Source organism: Micromonospora endolithica, from assembly GCF_003626595.1.
In the GTDB taxonomy this organism is placed as follows: Bacteria; Actinomycetota; Actinomycetes; order Mycobacteriales; family Micromonosporaceae; genus Micromonospora; species Micromonospora endolithica.
Genome location: NZ_RBAK01000010.1, coordinates 88052 through 109244 on the forward strand (window position 1 = coordinate 88052; position 21193 = coordinate 109244).

The window sequence follows — 21193 nt, forward strand, 5'->3', positions numbered from 1 at the left end:
ACGGCGGGTCGGTGCGGTCAGCGGGGCAGGGCGCGCAGGAAACGCTCGGTGATCGGGACCGCGGAGGAGGTGCTCGACCCGCCCTTCTCCACGAAGACGGCGAACGCCACGTCGCCCTGCCAGCCGACGAACCAGGCGTGCGTGTTCCGCGGGTCGTCGTCGTACTCGGCGGTGCCGGTCTTGCCGTGCACCGGCCCGCCGGGCACGTCGGCCAGGGCGGTGGCCGTACCGGCGGTGACCACCTCGCGCATCATCGCGCGCAACGCGGTCAGCGACTCGGCGGCCAGCTCCGGCCCGTCGGCGGCCGGTTTCGCCGGCGCCGGGTCGAGCACCAGCCTGGGCTGCACGAACCGCCCCCGGGCGACCGCCGCGGTGGCACCGGCCATCGCCACCGGGCTGACCACGGTGGTGCCCTGCCCGATCGCGGCGGCGGCCTGCTCGGTGGCGCCGCCGTTCGCGGAGACCTTGCCGGTGAAGGCGTCCAGGCCGAGATCCCACTGGCCCTCCAGGCCCAGTGTGCGACCGGTGGCCGCGAGCCCGTCCGGGCCGAGCTGCGGTGCCAGCGCGACGAAGGCGGTGTTGCAGGACTTGGCGAAGTCGGTGCGGAACGGCACCCTGCCGAGGGCGAAGTCGTCGGAGTTCTTGAACGACCGGCCGTCCACCGGGTAGTTCTTCGGGCAGTTCACCGGGGCGTCGGCGGTCACCGCGCCCTTGTCCAGCAGGGCGAGCGCGCTGACCATCTTGAAGGTCGAGCCGGGCGGCACCTGGGCGGTGAGGGCGAGGTTCTCGCCGGCCGGGCCGGGGCCGTTGGCGGCGGCCAGCACGGCGCCGTCGCTGACGCGTACGGCGACCAGCGCGGAGCGCCGTTTCTCGCCGCCCAACGCCACGTCGGCGGCCTTCTGGGTGGCCACGTCGAGGGTGGTCCGCACCGGCTGACCCGGCTGCGGCTCACGGCGGAACAGCTCGGTGCCGGTGGCGACCAGCTTCCCGTCCTCACCGGCCCGCTCGACGATCACGGTCAGCCCCGGCGCGCCCCGCAGCCGCTCGTCGAACCGGCCCTGCAGACCGCCGTGCCCGACCAGGTCGCCGGCCACGTACCGGTCGGGGAACCTGGTCAGGTCGTCGGCCTGCGCCGGGTCGACGGTGCCGAGCGCCGCCCGCGCGAACTCCCGGGTCGGCGCCAGGTCGAGGGTGTCCCCGGGGAACTTCGTGCCGGGCAGCTCGTAGATCCGCGACTTGATCTGCCGGTAGGCGTCCTCGCGCAGCGTGACCACCTCGACCAGCTGCTCCGGATCCGCGTCGGCGACGCGCTTGGGCAGGTCGGACAGGTCGACCGGCGGCACCAGCGCCGGCCGGATCGCCTTGAAGGCGGCGTCCAGCTGGCGGGTCAACCGGGGCAGGTCCTTCACCTCGCGGGGGGCCAGGCTGACCCGGATGACCGGTCGGGGCGCGATGAGCGGCTGCCCGTCGTCGTCGAGCACGGCGGCCCGCGGCCCGGTGTCGCGCCGCAGGCCGAGGCGGTCACCGCGGGTGAGCTGCTCCTGCACGACCGCCGGCTCCCAGATCACCTGCCACGCGTCGTCGGCGGCCTGCTTGAGCCGCACCGGCCGCTCGTACGCCCACCGGGTCCCGCCCGGCAGGGTCCACTCCACCGCCACGGTGGCGGTGGCGGTGTCCCGGGTGATCTTCGGATCGCCCACCCGGCGCAGCGCCGGCGGGGTGGCCGCCAGCTCGCCGGAGAGCTCCCTGATCTCGCGGGCCACGTCCGCCGCCGGCACCTTCGCGCCGGTCGGGTCCACGAAACCGACCGCCTGGAGGTCGCCGGAGCGCCAGCCCGACAGGAACGCCTCGACGCTCTTGGCCGGCCCGTCCTCGGACGAGCAGCCGGTGAGCGCGCCGGCGACCAGCGCGGTCACGGTGAGCAACGTCAGCGCCGGGTGTGATCGACGGCGGCCACGGGGGTACGACAGGTGCATGGAGCGGTCCCTCCGGAATCAGGCTTCCTGCACGGTAGTACGCGCCGGTGGGCCGCACCGCCCCGTGTGCGCGACCACGGGGGCCACCGCAAGACGTGGACGCCGCGGGGTGATGAACAACACCAGGCGGGGTACTCCGGGACCGGCCAACCTCCTACCCGCAACGGGTGAAGGGACAGAGTCCGGATCCGGACGTCCGCACTGTGGTCCGCCGACCAAGGGGCACAACGGCAGGGCCTAGGCTGGCGGCAGAGTGACCCACAACGCGGTGGGTCGAGGGGAGTGGCACCGATGGACCGGCGTCCGGCTATCAAACCGGGACCCGACCTCCGGCAGGATGACACCGGCCGGGACGACGACAGCTTCGATTCGGCGACCGACGGGGACGGTTACGACCGTCTCGCTACGGGAGCGACCGGGATGACCGGTTCGAGTATCGACACGATCTACGATCTGGGTCTGCCCACCGAAGCGCTGACCGACGACGTGGACTCCGAACTCGACGAGCCGGTACCCAATGCCGAGCGCCTGGTGGCCCAGGCGGTCGCGCTCGCCGGAGAAGACCACGACGCGGCGACCCTGGTCGGCCGCTTCTGGCGGTTCGCGCCGGACGAGGAGCTGATCGGCTTCACCGCCGAGGAGATGCTCGACGCCGCCCGGGCGCACCGGGACCTGGCCCAGCAGCGGGTGCCGGGCGAGCTGAAGCTGCGCATCCACGAGCCCGACGCCGACCAGCACCACACGGTGATCGAGATCGTCACCGACGACATGCCGTTCCTGGTCGACTCGGTCACCGCCCTGCTCAACGCGCACCACCTGGACGTGCACCTGCTGGTGCACCCGCTGGTGGTGGTGCGCCGCGAGCCGCTGGGCCGGCTGACCGAGGTCTCCGCCGACGTGGAGCCCGACGACGCGATCGCGGGCGACCTGGTGGAGAGCTGGATGCGGGTCGAGATCGACCCGGTCCGGGACCCGGCCGAGCGGGAGAAGTTGCGCCGTGAGCTGCAACGGGTGCTCACCGACGTGCGGGAGGCCGTCGAGGACTGGCCGAAGATGCGGCAGCGCGCGCTCGCCTTCGCCGACGAGCTGGCCTCCGCCCGGACCAGTGACAACCGCCCGCCGGTGCCGGAGAAGGACATCACCGACTCGGTGGAGCTGCTGCGCTGGCTGGCCCACGACCACTTCACGTTCCTCGGCTACCGGGAGTACAAGCTGGTCGACGCGCCCGCCGAGGGCGACGCGGCCGGGGAGCCGGGCGGCAAGGCGCTGGAGGCGGTGCTCGGCACCGGCCTGGGCATCCTGCGCTCGGACTCCACCGACCCCCGCTCGCTGTCGTCGATGACGCCGGAGGCGCACGAGAAGGTCACCGAGAAGCGGCTGCTGATCATCACGAAGGCCAACTCCCGGGCTACCGTGCACCGTTCGGCCTACCTGGACTACATCGGCTTCAAGATCTTCAACGAGGCCGGCGAGGTGGTGGGTGAGCGACGCTTCCTGGGCCTGTTCTCCACCGCCGCGTACCGGACCAGCGTGCAGGAGTTGCCGGTGGTCCGGCGCAAGGTCGCCGAGGTGCTGGACCGCTCGGGTCTGAGCCTGCGCAGCCACTCCGGCAAGGACCTGTTGCAGATCCTGGAGACCTACCCGCGCGACGAGCTGTTCCAGATCAAGACCGACGACCTCTATCACGCGGTGATCGGCGTGCTCCGGATGGCCGGCCGCCGGCAGCTGCGGGTCTTCCTGCGCCGGGACGCGTACGGGCGGTTCATCTCCTGCCTGATCTACCTGCCCCGGGACCGGTTCACCACCCAGAACCGGCTGCGCATGCAGGACATCCTGCTCCGCGAGCTGAACGGCGTCGGGGTGGACTACACCACCCGGGTCACCGAGTCGATGCTCGCCCGGGTGCACTTCATCGTCCGGACCGACCCGACCCGGCCGCCGGGGGACATCGACGCCGACCTGCTCGCCGAGGAACTGGCCGACGCCACCCGGCTGTGGGACGACGACTACCGCCTGGTGCTGGAGCGCAAGCTCGGCGACGAGCAGGCCAAGCACCTGTTCAGCCGGTACGCCGACGCGTTCCCCGAGGGCTACAAGGACGGGCACACGCCGTACGAGGCGATGAAGGACCTGGCCAAGCTGGAGCTGCTGGAGGAGCCCGGCCAGCTGGAGATGCACCTGTTCCGCAAGCAGCTCGCGCCGCGCGTGAACGGCGGCGGCCGGTCCGTCGAGATCGACGAGTCGATGGACGTGCGGTTCAAGGTATACCGCTACGGCGAGCCGATGATGCTCTCCGCGGTGCTTCCGGTGCTGCACTCGCTCGGGGTGAAGGTGGTCGACGAGCACCCGTACGAGGTGGACCGGATCGACGGCCGGGTCTACCTGTACGACTTCGGGCTGCGCCTGCCCGAGGGGCACCAGGAGCTGGCCGAGGTGCGCCCGCACGTGGAGAACGCCTTCGCGGCGGCGTGGCGGGGCGAGGCCGAGGTGGACGGCTTCAACGAGCTGGTCCTGCGCGGCGGCCTCACCTGGCGGCAGGTGGTGGTGCTGCGCGCGTACGCGAAGTACCTGCGCCAGGCGGGCACGGTCTTCTCCCAGGAGTACATGGAGTCGACCTTCATCGCCTACCCGCGGATCGCGGCGCTGCTGGTGGACCTCTTCGAGGTGCGGTTCGCGCCCGGCCTGTCCGACGCCGAGCAGCGGCAGCGACGCAGCGCCGACCTGGTGACCGAGATCCGGACCGCCCTCGACGAGGTGGCCAGCCTGGACCAGGACCGGATCCTGCGGTCGTACCTGACGTTGATCCAGGCCACCCTGCGGACCAGCTTCTACCAGAAGCGCGCCGACGGGCGGCCGAAGTCCTACGTCGCGCTCAAGCTGGACCCGCAGGCCATCCCGGACCTGCCGGCGCCCCGGCCCAAGTTCGAGATCTTCGTCTACTCGCCCCGCTTCGAGGGTGTGCACCTGCGGTTCGGGCCGGTGGCCCGGGGCGGGCTGCGCTGGTCCGACCGCCGGGAGGACTTCCGCACCGAGGTCCTCGGCCTGGTCAAGGCACAGATGGTGAAGAACGCCGTGATCGTGCCGGTCGGCGCCAAGGGTGGCTTCGTGCTGAAGCAGAAGCCGGGGGACCGGGACGAGGCGGTCGTCTGCTACAAGGAGTTCATCTCCGCCCTGCTGGACGTCACGGACAACATCGCCAGCGGTGAGATCGTGCCGCCGGAGGACGTGGTCCGGCACGACGGCGACGACCCGTACATGGTGGTCGCGGCGGACAAGGGCACGGCGACGTTCTCCGACATCGCCAACGAGATCTCCACCGCGCACGACTTCTGGCTGGGCGACGCGTTCGCCTCCGGCGGTTCGGCGGGCTACGACCACAAGAAGATGGGCATCACCGCCCGGGGCGCCTGGGAGTCGGTGAAGCGGCACTTCCGGGAGCTGGGCCACGACACCCAGAGCCAGGACTTCACCGTGACCGGTGTCGGCGACATGTCCGGCGACGTGTTCGGCAACGGGATGCTCCTGTCGGAGCACATCCGGCTGGTGGCCGCCTTCGACCACCGGCACATCTTCCTCGACCCGGACCCGGACGCCGCCACCTCGTACGCGGAGCGCAAGCGGTTGTTCGACCTGCCCCGGTCGTCGTGGGAGGACTACAACACCGAGTTGATCTCGGCCGGCGGCGGGATCTACCCGCGTACCGCCAAGTCGGTGCCGATCTCGCCGCAGGTCCGCGCGTCGCTCGGCCTGGACGACGACGTCGCGCAGCTCTCGCCGCAGGAGCTGATGAAGGCGATCCTCACCGCGCCGGTCGACCTGTTCTGGAACGGCGGCATCGGTACCTACGTGAAGGCGTCCAGCCAGACCAACGCGGAGGTGGGCGACAAGTCCAACGACGCGATCCGGGTGGACGGCCGGAGCATGCGCTGCCGGGTGGTCGGCGAGGGCGGCAACCTGGGCTGGACCCAGCTCGGCCGGATCGAGTACGCGCTGACCGGCGGTCGGATCTACACCGACTTCATCGACAACGCGGCCGGGGTGGACTGCTCCGACCACGAGGTGAACATCAAGATCCTGCTGAACACGGCGGTCGCCGACGGGGAGCTGGACGTCGCCGAGCGGGACGAGCTGCTCGCCCAGATGACCGACGAGGTCGCCGAGCTGGTGCTGCGGGACAACTACGACCAGGCGCGGGCGATCAACAACGCGCAGGCGCAGGCCGCCTCGCTGCTCCCGGTGCACCGGCGCATGATCACCGATCTGGAGCGCTCCGGCGCCCTGGACCGGGCGCTGGAGGCGCTGCCGCCGGACGACGAGCTGGCGGTGCGGACCGAGTCCGGGCTGACCGCGCCGGAGTTCGCGGTGCTGCTCGCGTACGTCAAGATCGTCCTGGAGCGGGACATCCTCGCCGACGGGCTGGCCGACGAGGCGTGGACCACCGATGTCCTGGTGAACTACTTCCCGACGCCGATGCGGCAGCGGTTCGCCGACCGGATGTCCCGGCACCGCCTGCGCCGGGAGATCGTCACCACGGTGCTGGTCAACGAGGCGATCAACCGGGGTGGCATCTCGTTCGTCTTCCGGGTGGTCGAGGAGACCGCCGCCTCGCCGGCGGACGTGATCCGCGCGTTCGTGGTGGTCCGGGAGGTGTTCGGGCTGCGCGAGCTGTGGGACGCGGTGGAGGCGCTGGACAACCGGGTCGCGCCCGAGTTGCAGACCAACGTCTACCTGGACACCCGGCGGCTGGTCGACCGCGCGGTGCGGTGGCTGGTGACCAACCGCCGCTCGCCGATCGACGTCCCGGCCGAGATCCAGCGGCTGCGCGACGGGGTGGCCCGGCTCCTGCCCGGAATGGAGAACCTGTTCTACGGCGGCGAGCGGGAGGCCATCGCGGCGCACATCGAGTCGATGGCCGCCAAGGGTCTGCCCCGCGACCTGGCCGAGCGGGTGGTCCGGCTGATGTACAGCTTCGGCCTGCTCGACGTGGTGGAGACCGCCACCCGCAGCGGCCGGGACGTCGGCGAGGTGGCCTCGGTCTACTTCGTGCTGTCCGACCGGTTCCGGGTCGACTCGCTGCTGTCGAAGATCTCCCTGCTGCCCCGGGAGGACCGCTGGCAGACGCTGGCCCGGATGGCGTTGCGCTACGACCTGTACGCCGCGCTGGCCGCGCTCACCGCCGAGGTGCTCGACTCCACCCCGGAGAGCCTGCCCCCGCACGAGCGGGTGCAGCAGTGGGAACAGTCCAACGCCACCTCGATCCACCGCGCCCACCGGGCGATGGGGGAGTTCGACGAGTCGCGGGCGGACCTCGCCGCCCTGTCCGTGCTGCTGCGGCAGATCCGTACCCTGGTGCGGACCTCCGCGGCGGCCTGACAAGCGGCACCTGTTCAGGACGCGGCCCGGCCGGTCGGGACCACCGACCAGCCGGGCCGCGTCGCGTGTTCCGCCGGGCCCCCGCGCCCGGCCTCACTCCGCCAGGCCGGCGAAGACGACCACGTTGTCCGGGTAGCCGCCGGCCGCCGCGTCGAAGACCCCGCCGCAGGTGACGACCCGCAGGCCGGGCCGGTCGGCCGGACCGTAGACCAGCTCGGTGGGGAAGGCGTCCTTCGGGTACGCCCGCACCGCCTCGACGGTGAACGTCACCTGCCGTCCGTCGGCGCGGGTGACGGTGACCGGGTCACCGGGCTGCGTCGCACCGAGAGAGAAGAAGACCGCCGGACCGATCTTGGCCGAGTCGACGTGGCCGACGATCACGGCGTTGCCCACCTCGCCCGGGCTGACGCCGTTGCCGTACCAGCCGGCGAGCTGTGCCTGCTCCAGCGGCGGGACCTCCACGGTGCCGTCCGGGTTGGTGCCGAGGGACATGACCGAGGCGTCCACCCCGATGCGGGGGATGGTGATCTTCGTGGGGGCGGAACGGGGGAGCCCGGTGGCCTTCGGCCGGGGGTCGGCCGCCATGTCCGGATCGGTACCGTCGACGCCCGGCAGGTCGGCCACGGCCGGCGCGGTCACGTCGGGCCCGGCCTGGGCGAGCGGCTGCGGGGGGAGGGGAGCGGGTGCGGTCCTCAGCGAGGCGCCGACCATGCCGGCGCCCACCATCGCGAGTACGACGACGACGGCCGCGCCGGCGGCGCGCCACGGTCTCCCGTGACGGCCGCCGGCCAGTGCCGTCGTCGCCTCAGGCGAAGGACTCATCGGTCCGACGCCGGCGCATCAGCACGATGCCGCCCAGGGCGGCCGCGCCGATCAGGCTCGCGCCACCGGCGGCCAGACCGCGGTCGGTGCCGGCACCGACGCCGCCGTCACCACCGTCGACCCCGCCGTGCGGCAGGACGACCAGTTCGCCCTCGCCGCACGAGCCCTTCAGCTTGTAGTGGCCCGGCTTGGCGTCCTCGGACACCGTGGCCTCGCCGTAGTAGACGTAGTCCCGCTTGTGCTCCCAGCTGTCCTCGTCCTTGCCGGACTCCTTGCTCCAGCCGGACTCCTCGTCCGAGCCGTACTTCTCGTCCGAGCCGTACCCGTGGTCCGAGCCGTACTTGTCGTCCGAGCCGTACTTGTCGTCCGAGCCGTACTTGTCGTCCGAGTCGTACCCGTGGTCCGAGCCGTACTTGTCGTCCGAGCCGTACCCCTTGTCCGAGCCGTACTTGTCGTCCGAGCTGTACTCGTCGTGGCCCTTCCAGTCGCGGCCCTCGTCCGAGCCGTACCGGTCGTGGCCCTTGCCCTCGTACTCCTTGTGGCCCTTCTGGTCACGGCCTTCGCCGCCCTCGGCGTCCTGGCCGTGCTCGTAGCCCTTGTAGTCGGGCGACTCCTCGGCCTCGGCGGCGTCGGCGCCTCCGCCCTGGCCGGTCGCCGGCGGCTGCCCACCAGGCGGCGGCGCGGGCTGCGTGGTCGCGGTGCCGGACGGTGAGGGCTTCGGCGGCTCGGGCTTGTCCTTGCCGTCCTCGCCCTTGCCGTCCTCGCCCTTGCCGTTGTCGTGCTTGTAGTCGTCCTTGTAGTCGTCGCGGCCCTGCTGGTAGTCCTTGCCGTGGTCGCGGCCCTTGTCCCAGTGGCCGCCACGCTCCTCCCGGTCGTCGGCGGGCTTGAGCTTGACCTTGCCGGTGACCTTCGACCAGACGTACGCGTGCTCCTGCGGTTCTTCGCAGACCTCCAGGAGCTTGACCTCGTCGCCGGCCTTGACGACGTGCGGCTTGGCGTAGACCTTGCCCTCGTCCTCGTTGTGGTGGCCGTCCGCGAACGCGATCCCCGGCGTGAACACGAGCAGGGAAGCGCCACCGAGGGCAGCGCCCGCAACGACCTTCCCGAGCATCTTGTTTGCCATGACCTGCGTCACTCCATCCCTGTTGTCCTGAGCCCGGCGACAACCGAGCTAAGACCGACGTTAGACCGTTTCATGACCTATGAAGGGAAAGATTCGCGTTTTGGCGAGCATTGGTCTTACGAGGCTTAGAAGCGCTACACCCCTTTGGTGGCCTTTCTCGGCCCCTCGGTGCCCGCCCGGGCTGTTGCCGACCCCGGGTGTCCGCGCGCCCGGGTCGGGCATGATGGGGAGGACATCGAGGCATTGCCATGGAAGCGCTCCCATGTAAGAATCGGCGCAGCGGTTCGGGGAAACCCCCACCGCCCAGGGCAGGAGTTCGAGGGCACCGGTTCGCCGGACGGCCTCCCGCCGACGATCGGCCGTTACCGAGCCGGTCGGCACCACCACCACCACCGCCCGTCCGGGTCGGGCACTCGAAAGACATCCCCGTCGGCGCCGTCGGTCGTCCACACCAGGACGCCCCGCGAGCCGTTCCGCCGGGCCGTGACCCCGCGCCCGGACTCGCCCAAGGAGATCAGTGGCATGAATGTGTGGAGAAGGCTGTCCGGCCCCCGCCGGGCCCTCGCGCTAACCGGCGCAGGTGCCCTGGTCGCGGGTGGACTGGTGACCATCCCGGTCACCGCGGCACAGGCCGCGACCCAGTGCGACGTGTCGTACACGACCAGCGACTGGCAGGGCGGATTCACCGCCTCCGTCACCATCAGGAACATCGGCGACGCCCTCAACGGCTGGACGCTGGGCTTCACCTTCCCGAACTCCAGCCAGCGCGTGCAGCAGGGCTGGTCCGCCCGCTGGTCGCAGTCGGGCCAGAACGTCACCGCGCAGAACGAGTCCTACAACGGCTCGGTCAGCAGCGGTGGATCCATCAGCATCGGCTTCAACGGCGCCTGGAGCGGCAGCAACCCGAAGCCCACCTCGTTCACCATCAACGGCGTGACCTGCAACGGCGGTACCGGCCCGACCACCCCGCCGCCCTCCACGCCGCCGCCGACCACCCCGCCCCCCACCACCCCGCCGCCCACGACGCCGCCGCCGACCACGCCGCCCCCCACCACGCCGCCGCCGGCCGGCCAGAAGGTCGACAACCCGTACGTGGGCGTCCCGGGCTACGTCAACCCGGAGTGGAAGGCCAAGGCCGAGTCGGTGCCCGGCGGTAACCGGGTGTCCAACACTCCGACCGCCGTCTGGCTGGACCGGATCGCCGCCATCAACGGCACTCCGGACAGCAGCTCCAACGGCGCGTTCGGCGTCCGGGACCACCTGGACGAGGCGCTGCGCCAGGGCGCGGGGTACATCCAGTTCGTGATCTACAACCTGCCCGGCCGGGACTGCTCCGCGCTCGCCTCCAACGGTGAGCTGAAGCCGGACGAGCTGCCCCGCTACAAGGCCGAGTACATCGACCCGATCGCGGCGATCCAGGCGGACCCGAAGTACCGCAACATCCGGATCATCAACGTCATCGAGATCGACTCGCTGCCGAACCTGGTGACCAACACCTCCGGCCAGCCGGGTGGCACCGCCACCTGCGACATCGTCAAGGCCAACGGCGCGTACGTGAACGGTGTCGGCTACGCCCTGGCGAAGCTGGGCGCGATCGGCAACGTCTACAACTACATCGACGCCGGACACCACGGCTGGCTCGGTTGGGACAGCAACTTCAGCCCGAGCGCGCAGATCCTCAAGGACGCCGCGGTCGCGTCCGGCAGCACCGTGAACAACGTGCACGGCTTCATCGTCAACACCGCCAACTACTCGGCGCTGCGTGAGCCGTACTTCAAGGTCACCGACACGGTGAACGGGCAGACCGTCCGGCAGTCCAAGTGGATCGACTGGAACTTCTACGTCGACGAGCTGTCGTTCGCCCAGGCGTTCCGCAACGAGCTGGTCTCCAAGGGCTTCAACAGCGGCATCGGCATGCTGATCGACACCTCCCGCAACGGTTGGGGCGGCAGCGCCCGGCCCACCGGCCCGGGTGCCACGACCAGCGTCGACACCTACGTCAACGGTGGTCGGGTCGACCGCCGGATCCACGCCGGCAACTGGTGCAACCAGGCCGGTGCCGGTCTGGGCGAGCGCCCGAAGGCCGCGCCGGAGCCGGGCATCGACGCCTACGTCTGGGTCAAGCCCCCGGGCGAGTCGGACGGCTCCAGCACCGCCATCCCGAACAACGAGGGCAAGGGCTTCGACCGGATGTGCGACCCCACCTACACCGGTAACGCCCGTAACGGCAACAACGCCACCGGCGCCCTGCCGAACGCCCCGATCTCCGGTGCGTGGTTCCCGGCGCAGTTCGCCGAGCTGATGCAGAACGCCTACCCGGCGCTCTGAGTCAGGCACACCCACCCGCCACCGGGTAGTAGGTGAGGCGCTCCCAGTGGCAGGTTCCCCGGGCCCCCGGTCCGACCGCTCCGGCGGCCGGGCCGGGGGCCCACCTCACTGTTCCGCCCGGTCAGGGCACCGTACGCTCGATCGCCGCCTGCCCCAGCTCGGCCAGGTCCCGGCGGGCGCGCGCCAGGTTCTCCGGGGTCGGGTCCTGGCCGCGGGCCTTGACCAGGTCCTCGGCCTCCCACGGCTGCTCGGCCCCGGTCCGGATGTTGTCGCCGCCGGCCCCGGTGCCGGTGCCGGTCGCGCCGGTGCCCGCCGCGTACGGATCGCCGATGATGTCGTCGGTCGCGTCGTCCGGCCCGGCGAACGACGGATTGTCCCGGTCGGCGCCGCCCCCGGTCATCAACTGCGGGACGCCGGTGTCGTCCTCCACCGCCGCGGCCGCCTCGGGGCTCTCCTCCAGCGGTCGGTTCCGGTAACGATCCGTCATGGCGCCGCCCTCCTGTCCGCACGCGGGTTCGCTGTCCCCCTCACGTACCCCCTGCGCAGACCGCCATGCGCCGGGGTAAGGAAGGGCCCCTTATTAACGCCTGCGGTAGAGGAAGGGCCCCTTGTTAACGCCGGCGGTAGCGGGAGCGTTCGGACACGGCGGTGCCCCGGCGGCACGCACCGCCGGGGCACCGGTTCGGGTACGGCTCAGCGGCCGAGGACGCGGTCCAGGAAGTCGCGGTACTGCCGGACCGCCATCCGCAACTGCTCGGTGTCGGCGGACCCGGCGTCCTGCCAGCCGCCCAGCTTCTGCTTCTGCGCGGAAAGGGCCGAGGCGAGCGCCTGGATGGCCTCGTCGACCAGGGACTGCGCCTCGCCGGCCGCCGCCTTCGGGTCGTCCACGAAGCGGAGCTGGACGTCCCGCCACCGGTCCCGGAAGCCCTGTGCGGTCTCCGCGTCGAACAACGTGGCCGGCTCGGCCGCGACGGTGGAGCCGGCCGGCGGGGTGGTGCCCTCGGCGCCCAGCGAACCGGCGGCGGCAGCACCGGCAGCCCCGGCGGCGGCGACCCCGGCCCCGGCGTCGCGCGTTCCCGCCCCCGCGTCGGACGGTCGGGCGTCCGGGTCGACCAGGGTCGGATCGGCGCTGCCGTACCCGACCGCGCCCGCCCGGGCGGCGTCCGGGTCACCGGCCCACGTGGTCAGGTCGTCGCGCCGCTCCGGCCGCCCGTCGGTGGCGTCGGTCGGCAGCGTGCCCGCCGCGCCGGCCCGGCGGTCGTCGTCGGCCCGGTCGGCGTCGCCTCGGTCGGTGTTCCCGGCGGAATCGTCGTGCCGGTCGCGGTCGCCGTGGCCGAACTCGGCCGTGGGGTCGGCCCGCCGACCCTCCCGGGCACCGTCGACGGCGCCGTCACCGGGCCGGGCGGTCGACTCCAGGCGCGGGTCCGGCTCGTCCTCGGGGAGGGGCGAGGCCAACGCGGACGCCGCCACCGCGCCGCCGACCGTGGTGGCGCCGAAGGCGGTCGGCACCGGGCCCGGCTCGTGGAACTCGGGCCGCCCGTCGCCGTCGGAGTCGGCGCGTACGTCGTGCGGCCGGGTCCGGTCGGGGTCGGCGTCGGCGCGACCGTCACGGTCGGAGTCGGCGCGCTCGTCGGCGACCGCCGGGTCGTCGAAGGTGCCCCGGTCGTCGATCGCGTCCTCCGGGACCTCGGACCGGTCGCCCCGCCCCGACCGGTCACCCGGCGGCGGCACCGGGACCGGCGCGGAGCGTACGGCCTCGGGGTGCTCGTTGGTCACCTGCTCGTCGTGACGCATGGTTGGCTCCTTCACCGGCTCGTGACGTCGTGGGAAGTGTCCGGGTCGCGCTGCTCCGGCGTCTGGTGCCCGACCGGCTCCTCGCCGAGCAGGTCGGCGAAGAGGGCGCGGTAGTGCACGACCGCCTGGCGCAGCTCCTCGGTGCTGGCTTCGCCGCGGGAGTTGCGCAGGTGGATCTCGTGGGCGTCCCGGTAGTGGGTCAGCGTCCGGGCGTGCTCCACGGAGAGGTGGGCGATCTGGTCGGAGAAGTCACCGGTCGGGTAACCGCGTTCGGCGATGAGCCGGGTGACCAGTTCGTCCGCGTCGCCGACGGTTTCGGCGGGCGAGTCGATGAAACGGATCTGGAGTTCCTCCCAGGCCGCGGCGTACCGCGTCCGGGCCTCCGCGCTGAGCGGGGTGAGCGTGAGTTCGGCGTGCCGGCGCTCCCGGTCCCGCAGCTCCCGCTCCGCGGCGGTCCGGTCGTCCCGTTCCGCGACGACGTGGTCGTACTCCGGGCCGAACCGGGACCGCAGGGCCCGGCGGCGCGCGTACGCCCGGCCCGCCACGGCCAGCGCCGCGATCACCAGTACGACGAGAACTATGACGATTACCTGCGTGGGCGACATGGCTCCTCCTTCGCCCACCGGTATTCCCTCTGTCGACTGATCGCCAATCCCGTTCCGGCGCACTTTCCTCGCCGACGGGCGAACCGGTCCCTCGGCGAGGCATGATCGTCGATCGTTCCAGGCGGGCATCGTGACGCGACGGACGGTAGTGCAACCGACCGGTATTACGTATCCTGCCCAAGGCGTCCGCACGGTGGCGTCCGGCAACCGGCCGGGCTCCGCGGGATCGGGCGTTGCCCGGCCGGCGCCGGAGCCCCCGCAGCCACCCACCGGGCGAGGTTTGATTGAACACCCGCGACTGGCCGATCCGCTCCAAGCTGACTGCGCTGGTCGTCGTTCCGGTGACCGCGCTGCTCGCGCTGTGGATCTTCGCGACGACGCTCACCTTCGGGCCCGCGCTCGACCTCCTCGCCGCCCGGACCCTCCTGTACGACCTCGGCCGGCCGGGCGAGACCGTGGTGGCCGAGCTGCAACGGGAGCGGCGGCTGTCGGTCATCCAGCTCTCCGGCACCGGCATGCTGCCCAACCTCGCCGAGCAGCGGCAGCGCACCGACCGGGCGGTGATTGAGCTGCGCCGCCGGATCTCCGGCGACGACCTGCGCGACGCCGCCGGTGATCTCCTCGACACCCGCCTGGACCAGCTCGTCGCGGCGCTGGACGCGCTGCCCGTCGGCCGGGACTTCATCGACCGGCGACAGGTGGACCGGGCCGGCGCGGTCGGGCTCTACAGCGGGATGGTCACCAGCGCGTTCCAGGCGTTCGCCGCGATGGCCGCGCTGCCCGACGCGGAACTCAACCGGCAGGCGCTGGCGGTGACCGCGCTCGGCCGCTCCCGCGAGCTGCTCGGGCAGGTCGACGCCCTGCTGGCCGGCGCGTTCACCTCCGGCCGGTTCGCCGAGGGCGAGCACGCCCAGGTCGTCCAGGCCGTCGCCAACCACCGCTATCTCGTCGACGCGGCGGTCGCCGACCTGCCCCCGACCGAACGGGCGGCGTACCAGCGGCTGACCGAGCAGGAGGCGTTCGGACAGCTGCGCACGCTGCTGGACACCGTCGTCGCGGTGCCCGAGCGGTCCCGCCCGGCGGTCACCGCCGCCAGCTGGATCGCGAGCTACGACCAGGTCCAGCAGTCGATGCGGGCCTACGAGCTGGACCAGGCGGACGGGCTGGCCGAGCGTTCGGTACCGACGGCCGTGACGATCCTGGTCCGGCTCGCCGCCGCCGGGCTGCTGGGCCTGGCCGCCGTCGTGGTCGCGATCGTGGTGGCGCTGCGGGTCGGTCGGTCGCTGGCGGCCCGGCTCACCGCCGTACGCACGGCGGCGCTGGAGACGGCCGAACACCGGCTGCCCGACGTGGTGGCCCGACTGCGTCGCGGCGAGCAGGTCGACGTCGCCCGGGAGGCGCCCCCGCTGGAGTACGGCGCGGACGAGATCGGCCAGGTGGGCCGCGCCTTCACCCAGGTGCAGCGCACGGCCGTCCAGGCGGCGGTGGACGAGGTCGCGCTGCGCCGCGGGCTCAACGAGGTCTTCCTGAACATCGCCCGGCGCAGCCAGGGTCTGGTGCACCGGCAGCTCGCCCTGCTGGACAAGATGGAGCGGGGCACCGAAGATCCGGACGAGCTGGCCGCGTTGTTCGGCGTCGACCACCTCGCCACCCGGCTGCGGCGGCACGCCGAGGACCTGGTGATCCTGGCCGGGTCCCCGCCCGGTCGGGGCTGGCGGCAGCCGGTCGCGATGGTGGACCTGATCCGCGGCGCGATCGGCGAGGTCGAGTCGTACGACCGGGTGGACATCGCCGCGGTGACCCCGGCCGGGACGGCCGGGCGGGCGGTGGGCGACCTGATGCACCTGCTCGCCGAACTCATCGAGAACGCCACCGCCTTCTCCCCGCCGGACACCCGGGTGGTGGTGTCCGGGCAGCCCGTGGCCAACGGGTACGCGATCGAGGTGACCGACCACGGCCTCGGCATGTCGCCGGCCGCCCTGGACAACGCCAACCGGCGGTTGTCCCGGTCGCCGGAGTTCGACCCGGCCGAGACGGCCCGACTCGGCCTGTTCGTGGTGGCGCGGCTCGCCGCGCGGCACGGGGTGCGGGTGCGGCTCCGCGCGTCGGAGGAGTCCGGGCTGACCGCGGTGGTGCTCATCCCCACCGACCTGGTCACCGACGAGCCGGCGCTGCCGGTCGACCCGGCCCCGGCGGCCGCCGGCACCCGCCGCCGGACGACCGTGCCCCGGCCGCGGGCCACCCGGCCCGCGCCGCCCGTCCCGGCCGGTGCCGCGCCGGACCGGGTGGCTCTCGCCGGCCCGGCGCCGTCCGAGCTGGGCGGCGAGATCGACGGTCTGCCCCGGCGGGTACGCCGCCCCGCCCCGGGCGCCCCGACCGCCCCGGCCGTCGGCAGCCCGGCCGCGCCCCCGCCCGTCCCGGCTGACGCGGTGCCCACGGCCGGTCCCGCGACGGTGGCCGGCGCGCCTACCGGCGCGGACGGTCCGGCCGACGTAGCGGGTCGTCCGGCCGACGGTCGGCCGCCGGTCGACGGCCCGACGGTGCGGCAGCCGGCCCTCGCCAGCCCCACCCCACGCTCCCCGGACGAGGCGCGCCGCGTGATGGCGGCGTTGCAGGCCGGCACGGCGCGCGGCCGGCGGGAAGCCGTCCGTCCGCCCGGTGCCGCCGCACCCGGCACCGACCCCGAACCCCCGACCACGACTGAGAGGGACGCCTGATGCGGCATCCGACGAGGCAGAGCGCCGATCTCGACTGGTTGCTCGACGAACTGGTGGAGCGGGTACCACCGGCCCGGCAGGCGGTGGTGCTGTCCGCCGACGGGCTGCTGCTCGGCGCGTCCACCGGCCCGGACCGGTCCGACGCGGAGCACCTGTGCGCGCTGGCCTCCGGCCTGGCCAGCCTGGCGCGCGGTGCCAGCCGGCACGTGGCGGGCGGTCCGGTGCGGCAGACCGTGGTGGAGATGGAGTCGGCGTACCTCTTCGTGACGGCCGCCGGCCAGGGCACCTGCCTGGCCGTGGTGAGCGAGGCCGACGCGGACATCGGCCTGGTGGCGTACGAGATGGCGATGCTGGTGACCCGGGTGGGGGAGAATCTGACCGCGCCCGCCCGGTCGACGGCGGGAGCCGCCGATGCGGGCTGACTCACCGGGGGCGTCGCACCAGTGGCTGGACGACGACGCCGGCCCGGTGGTGCGCCCGTACACGCTCACCGGTGGCCGGGTCCGGTCCACGCACCGCTTCGACCTGGTCGCGTACGTGCTGGCCGAGCCGGACGCCGATCTGTCCGGCCACCTCGACCTCCAGCCGGAGCACCGGCGACTGGTGGCGCTGGCCACCCGGCCGGTCCCGGTGGCCGAACTGGCCTCCGACCTCGACCTCGCGGTGGGCGTGGTCCGGGTGCTCCTCGGTGACCTGCTGGGCCGTGGCCTGATCACGGTGCACCAGCCGCGTCCCGTCACGAACCTGCCCGACAACGACATCCTCAAGGCGGTGGTCGATGGACTCCGTGCGCTCTGACGGCTCCGACCGGCGGATCCCGCTCGCGCTGAAGATCCTGGTCGCCGGTGGCTTCGGCGCCGGGAAGACGACACTGGTCAGCGCGTTGAGCGAGGTCCGGCCGTTGCAGACCGAGGAGGTGTTGACCGGGGCCGGGATCGGCACCGACGACACCTCCGGGGTGGAGACGAAGTCGACCACCACGGTGGCGATGGACTTCGGCCGGATCACGATCAACGAGGATCTCCAGGTCTACCTCTTCGGTACGCCGGGTCAGGACCGCTTCTGGTTCCTCTGGGACGAGCTGGCCTTCGGGGCGCTCGGCGCGGTGGTGCTGGCGGACACCCGGCGGCTGGCCGACTGCTTCCCGTCGATCGACTACTTCGAACAGCGGGGTGTGCCGTTCGTGGTGGGCGTCAACTGCTTCGACGGCTCCCGGCGGTTCAGCCTGGAGACCGTACGCCAGGCGCTGGACCTGGACCCCGACGTGCCGCTGCTGCTCTGCGACGCCCGGGACCGGCAGTCCGGCAAGGAGGTGCTCATCGCGCTGGTGGAGCACGTGGCGCGGCAGCGGGGTGAGCCCGTCCCGGCCGCCTGAGCCCGCCCGCCGACGACTTCGCCGGCCCGGCCCGGAAATGCGCCGGATTTCCGTGTCCGGAAGCGGCGGACCGGGAACCCTCTGGTTGGATCGGGAAGAGGAATTCGGCGGAGGGCGGGTCCGGTGACGGCTCAGGATGCGATCGTCCACATCGGTGGCTACACGGCGCACAGCGGTGGTCGGGGGGCCGGCATCGTCGCCGCCCGCCGGGACCCCGGCTCCGGCGCGCTGACGCCCCTGGGCACGGTCGCGGTCACCCCGTCGCCGTCGTTCCTCGCCCGGCATCCCCGACTGCCCGTGCTGTACGCGGTCAACGAGCTGCCGGACGGGACGGTCAGCGCGTTCGGGGTGGGCGCGGACGGCGATCTCGATCCGCTCGTCGTCCGGTCCACCGGCGGGGCCGAGCCCTGCCACCTGGCGGTCACCCCGGACGGCGGGCACCTGTTCGCGGCCAACTACGGCGGTGGCAGCGTGGCCGTCTTCCCGCTGGACGAGCGGGGGGTGCCCGGTGAGCGCAGCGATCTGGTCCGGCACGAGGGGCACGGTCCGGATCCGGACCGCCAGGAGCACGCGCACACCCACATGGTGAATCCGGCGCCCGACCGGGGGCCGCTGCTCGCGGTCGATCTGGGCACCGACTCGGTCTACCGGTACGACCTGGACCCCGCCTCGGGCCGGCTGGTGCCCCGGGCGCCCCGCCTGCGGACGGCCGCCGGGACCGGTCCCCGGCACCTGGCCCGGCACCCGGACGGCCGCCGCTGCTGGCTGGTGGGGGAGCTGGACGGTGGGGTCGTCGCCTACGACCTGACCGACGACGGCGCGCTGCACCAGCGCGGTCGGGTGGAGGCGAGCGGCCGGTCCGGGCACGTGCAGCCGTCGGAGATCGCGGTCGGGCCGGACGGGCGCTTCCTCTACGTGGCGAACCGCGGAGTGGGCACGGTGGCGGTGTTCGCGCTCGACGGGGACCTGCCGAAGCTGGTGACCGAGGTGGACACCGGCGGTGAGTGGCCGCGTCACTTCGCGTTGACCGGCTCGCACCTCTATGTCGCCGACGAGCGGGCGGACATGGTGCGGGTGTTCCGGGTGGACCCGGTCGAGGGCGTGCCGACCGCCGTCGGGGAACCGGTGGCGGTGCCGAGCCCGACCTGCGTGCTGCCGTGAATCGTTTGCGCGTTTCGCCACGTCTTGCGCCCGCTTAATCACCCATAGTAACGAAACGGCGATCAACTGTTTCTCCTGCGTAACTTTCGTCCGAACGGTTGTGGCAGTACGGGCGATGGGTCCGCAAGATGGTCAGCGTGTCAGCAGGCCGCCATCGCATGCGTTCCAACATCCACGCCGCCGGAGCCGCCGCAGCGGTCGGCGTCCTCGTCGTCACCGCCGGCGGCTACTTCGGCTACCAGCAGTTGGCGCAGCAGGACTGCTCGGGGAGGATCGACCTCGCCGTCGCCGTGGCGACCGAGCTCGCCCCGGCCGTCGACGACGTCGCGACCGAGTGGGAGAAGGCGGGTGCGGCGGTCGGTGGAACCTGCATCGACGTGACCGTGTCGGCCTCCGAGCCGGTCGAAGTGGCGGCCACCGTCGCCGCCAAGCACGGCGCCACCCTCGCCGGTGTCGGGCAGGCCAGTGGCACGGCGGTCAGCCCGGACGTGTGGGTTCCCGACTCGTCCACCTGGCTGCTGCGGCTCAAGACCGGCGGCGCGACCGCGTTCGACCCGGGCAACGGGTCGTCCATCGCGCGCAGCCCGGTGGTCGTGGCGATGCCACAGCCGATCGCCACCCGGCTCGGCTGGCCGGACAAGAAGCTGAGTTGGGTGAGCCTGGTCCAGCAGGTCAACAGCAGCAAGCCGCTGAAGACCGGCATCGTCGATCCCACCCGGGACGCCGCCGGCCTCTCCGGTCTGCTCTCGCTGACCACCGCCGCGGGCAGCGCCGGTAAGGACGCGCAGAAGGACACCGTCGGGGCGCTGCGGGCGCTGGCCACCGGCCGGTCCAACCTGCGGCAGGACCTGGTGGCCAAGTTCCCCACGGCGGAGGACCCGACCACGATCGCCCGCTCCCTCGGCGCGGCGGCCCTCTCCGAAGAGGACGTGATCGCGTACAACAACAAGAAGCCGCCGGTGCCGCTGGCCGCGCTCTATCTGGAACCGGCGTCGATCCCGCTGGACTACCCGTACGCGGTGCTGCCGGGCATCGAGCCGGCGAAGGCGTCCGCGGCCCGGGTGCTGTTCGAGCTGCTCACCAAGCCGGCCTTCCGGGACCGGTTGGCAGCGCAGTCGCTGCGCGCGCCGGACGGCAACTGGGGCGACGGCTTCACCGCCCCGCCCGGCGCGCCCAGCCCGGCGGGAGGTGCGGCGAGCACTCCGGCCAACGGCGGCGGCGCCGCCGGCGACCTGGACCCGGCCGCCATCGAGCGGGCCGTCTCCAGCTGGTCCATCGCCACCCAGTCCGGCCGGATGCTCTGCATCATCGACGTCTCCGGATCGATGAAGAACAAGGTGCCCAGCGCGAACAACGCCACCCGGCAGCAGGTGACGGTGGCCGCCGCCCAGCGGGGCCTGAACCTCTTCGACGACGCGTGGCAGATCGGCCTGTGGACGTTCTCCACCAACCTCGACGGCGCCCGGGACTACCGGGAGCTGGTCGACATCGGCCCGCTGTCGACCCAGCGCGGCCGGTTGGAGCAGGCGCTGGCCGGGGTGCAGTCGTCCAGCGGTGACACCGGGCTCTACGACACGGTGCTGGCGGCGTACAAGACGGTCCAGGAGGACTGGGACCCCGGGCAGGTCAACTCGATCGTGCTGTTCACCGACGGCAAGAACGAGGACGCCAACGGCATCAGCCAGGCGAAGCTGCTGTCCGAACTCAAGCGGATCAAGGATCCGGAGCGGCCGGTGCAGGTCGTCCTCATCGGCATCGGCAGTGAGGTCAACAAGGCGGAGCTGAAGGCGATCACCGACATCACCGGTGGCGGTCCCTTCGTCACCGAGGACCCGAACAACATCGGCGCGATCTTCCTCAACGCGATCGCGCTGCGTAAGTCCTGAGTCCGGCTCCCGAGCCGGGCATCGGGCGACGGG

14 protein-coding genes are annotated in these 21193 nt (G+C 72.6%); 8 read left to right on the top strand and 6 right to left on the bottom strand.

What is annotated here, in order from left to right:
* Nucleotides 1-17 precede the first annotated feature (17 nt).
* A complete protein-coding gene (locus D7223_RS23000; protein WP_120730512.1) occupies nucleotides 18-1976 on the bottom strand; it encodes a penicillin-binding transpeptidase domain-containing protein in 1959 nt (652 codons plus the stop codon).
* Between the two features lie 291 nt (nucleotides 1977-2267).
* On the opposite strand from D7223_RS23000, the gene D7223_RS23005 reads away from it, so the two are divergent.
* Nucleotides 2268-7349, top strand: coding sequence for an NAD-glutamate dehydrogenase (locus D7223_RS23005; protein WP_120730513.1), 5082 nt, complete (start codon nucleotides 2268-2270; stop codon nucleotides 7347-7349).
* Nucleotides 7350-7442: 93 nt separating this feature from the next.
* Here D7223_RS23005 and D7223_RS23010 read toward each other — a convergent pair whose 3' ends face one another.
* Nucleotides 7443-8171 (bottom strand): class F sortase, encoded by a 729-nt coding sequence (locus D7223_RS23010; protein ID WP_120730514.1) that lies wholly within the window; start codon nucleotides 8169-8171, stop codon nucleotides 7443-7445.
* Nucleotides 8155-9294 carry a hypothetical protein gene (locus D7223_RS33700; RefSeq protein ID WP_238162173.1) on the bottom strand — a complete coding sequence of 380 codons (1140 nt, stop codon included), beginning with the start codon at nucleotides 9292-9294 and terminating at the stop codon, nucleotides 8155-8157. Before D7223_RS33700 ends, D7223_RS23010 begins: the two co-directional genes overlap by 17 nt.
* Before the next feature lie 522 nt (nucleotides 9295-9816).
* Between D7223_RS33700 and D7223_RS23020 the strand changes: the two genes are divergently transcribed.
* Nucleotides 9817-11622, top strand: coding sequence for a glycoside hydrolase family 6 protein (locus D7223_RS23020; protein ID WP_120730515.1), 1806 nt, complete (start codon nucleotides 9817-9819; stop codon nucleotides 11620-11622).
* A 121-nt stretch (nucleotides 11623-11743) separates the two neighbouring features.
* Here D7223_RS23020 and D7223_RS23025 read toward each other — a convergent pair whose 3' ends face one another.
* The 3 genes from D7223_RS23025 to D7223_RS23035 all read right to left on the bottom strand — a co-directional run bounded on the left by D7223_RS23025 (nucleotide 11744) and on the right by D7223_RS23035 (nucleotide 14021).
* Nucleotides 11744-12109, bottom strand: coding sequence for a hypothetical protein (locus tag D7223_RS23025; RefSeq protein WP_120730516.1), 366 nt, complete (start codon nucleotides 12107-12109; stop codon nucleotides 11744-11746).
* Nucleotides 12110-12315: 206 nt separating this feature from the next.
* Nucleotides 12316-13416, bottom strand: coding sequence for a hypothetical protein (locus D7223_RS34330; RefSeq protein WP_120730517.1), 1101 nt, complete (start codon nucleotides 13414-13416; stop codon nucleotides 12316-12318).
* Nucleotides 13417-13427: 11 nt separating this feature from the next.
* Complete coding sequence (locus D7223_RS23035) at nucleotides 13428-14021, bottom strand: hypothetical protein (protein WP_120730518.1); 594 nt, start codon at nucleotides 14019-14021, stop codon at nucleotides 13428-13430.
* Between the two features lie 284 nt (nucleotides 14022-14305).
* Between D7223_RS23035 and D7223_RS23040 the strand changes: the two genes are divergently transcribed.
* The 6 genes from D7223_RS23040 to D7223_RS23065 all read left to right on the top strand — a co-directional run bounded on the left by D7223_RS23040 (nucleotide 14306) and on the right by D7223_RS23065 (nucleotide 21160).
* The gene (locus D7223_RS23040) at nucleotides 14306-16738 is read left to right on the top strand and encodes a sensor histidine kinase (RefSeq protein WP_120730519.1); all 2433 of its coding nucleotides are present in this window, start codon (nucleotides 14306-14308) and stop codon (nucleotides 16736-16738) included.
* A complete protein-coding gene (locus tag D7223_RS23045) occupies nucleotides 16738-17160 on the top strand; it encodes a roadblock/LC7 domain-containing protein (RefSeq protein ID WP_120730520.1) in 423 nt (140 codons plus the stop codon). Before D7223_RS23040 ends, D7223_RS23045 begins: the two co-directional genes overlap by 1 nt.
* Nucleotides 17150-17536 carry a DUF742 domain-containing protein gene (locus D7223_RS23050; RefSeq protein WP_120730521.1) on the top strand — a complete coding sequence of 129 codons (387 nt, stop codon included), beginning with the start codon at nucleotides 17150-17152 and terminating at the stop codon, nucleotides 17534-17536. The genes D7223_RS23045 and D7223_RS23050 overlap by 11 nt, the downstream gene beginning before the upstream one ends.
* Nucleotides 17517-18113: a GTP-binding protein gene (locus D7223_RS23055; RefSeq protein WP_120730522.1), complete on the top strand. Its 597-nt coding sequence runs from the start codon at nucleotides 17517-17519 to the stop codon at nucleotides 18111-18113. Before D7223_RS23050 ends, D7223_RS23055 begins: the two co-directional genes overlap by 20 nt.
* Before the next feature lie 123 nt (nucleotides 18114-18236).
* Complete coding sequence (locus D7223_RS23060; protein ID WP_120730523.1) at nucleotides 18237-19274, top strand: lactonase family protein; 1038 nt, start codon at nucleotides 18237-18239, stop codon at nucleotides 19272-19274.
* Between the two features lie 137 nt (nucleotides 19275-19411).
* On the top strand, nucleotides 19412-21160 hold the full coding sequence (locus D7223_RS23065) for a substrate-binding domain-containing protein (RefSeq protein WP_120730649.1): 1749 nt from the start codon (nucleotides 19412-19414) through the stop codon (nucleotides 21158-21160).
* Nucleotides 21161-21193: the final 33 nt, after the last annotated feature.

Bases quoted from the DNA above. Each gene is read 5' to 3' on its own strand.
- D7223_RS23050 (WP_120730521.1), top strand. From the start codon at position 17,150: ATGCGGGCTGACTCACCGGGGGCGTCGCACCAGTGGCTGGACGACGAC.
- D7223_RS23000 (WP_120730512.1), bottom strand. From the start codon at position 1,976: ATGCACCTGTCGTACCCCCGTGGCCGCCGTCGATCACACCCGGCGCTG.
- D7223_RS23010 (WP_120730514.1), bottom strand. From the start codon at position 8,171: ATGAGTCCTTCGCCTGAGGCGACGACGGCACTGGCCGGCGGCCGTCAC.
- D7223_RS23035 (WP_120730518.1), bottom strand. From the start codon at position 14,021: ATGTCGCCCACGCAGGTAATCGTCATAGTTCTCGTCGTACTGGTGATC.
- D7223_RS23045 (WP_120730520.1), top strand. From the start codon at position 16,738: ATGCGGCATCCGACGAGGCAGAGCGCCGATCTCGACTGGTTGCTCGAC.
- D7223_RS23055 (WP_120730522.1), top strand. From the start codon at position 17,517: ATGGACTCCGTGCGCTCTGACGGCTCCGACCGGCGGATCCCGCTCGCG.
- D7223_RS23025 (WP_120730516.1), bottom strand. From the start codon at position 12,109: ATGACGGATCGTTACCGGAACCGACCGCTGGAGGAGAGCCCCGAGGCG.
- D7223_RS33700 (WP_238162173.1), bottom strand. From the start codon at position 9,294: ATGGCAAACAAGATGCTCGGGAAGGTCGTTGCGGGCGCTGCCCTCGGT.
- D7223_RS34330 (WP_120730517.1), bottom strand. From the start codon at position 13,416: ATGCGTCACGACGAGCAGGTGACCAACGAGCACCCCGAGGCCGTACGC.
- D7223_RS23020 (WP_120730515.1), top strand. From the start codon at position 9,817: ATGAATGTGTGGAGAAGGCTGTCCGGCCCCCGCCGGGCCCTCGCGCTA.
- D7223_RS23005 (WP_120730513.1), top strand. From the start codon at position 2,268: ATGGACCGGCGTCCGGCTATCAAACCGGGACCCGACCTCCGGCAGGAT.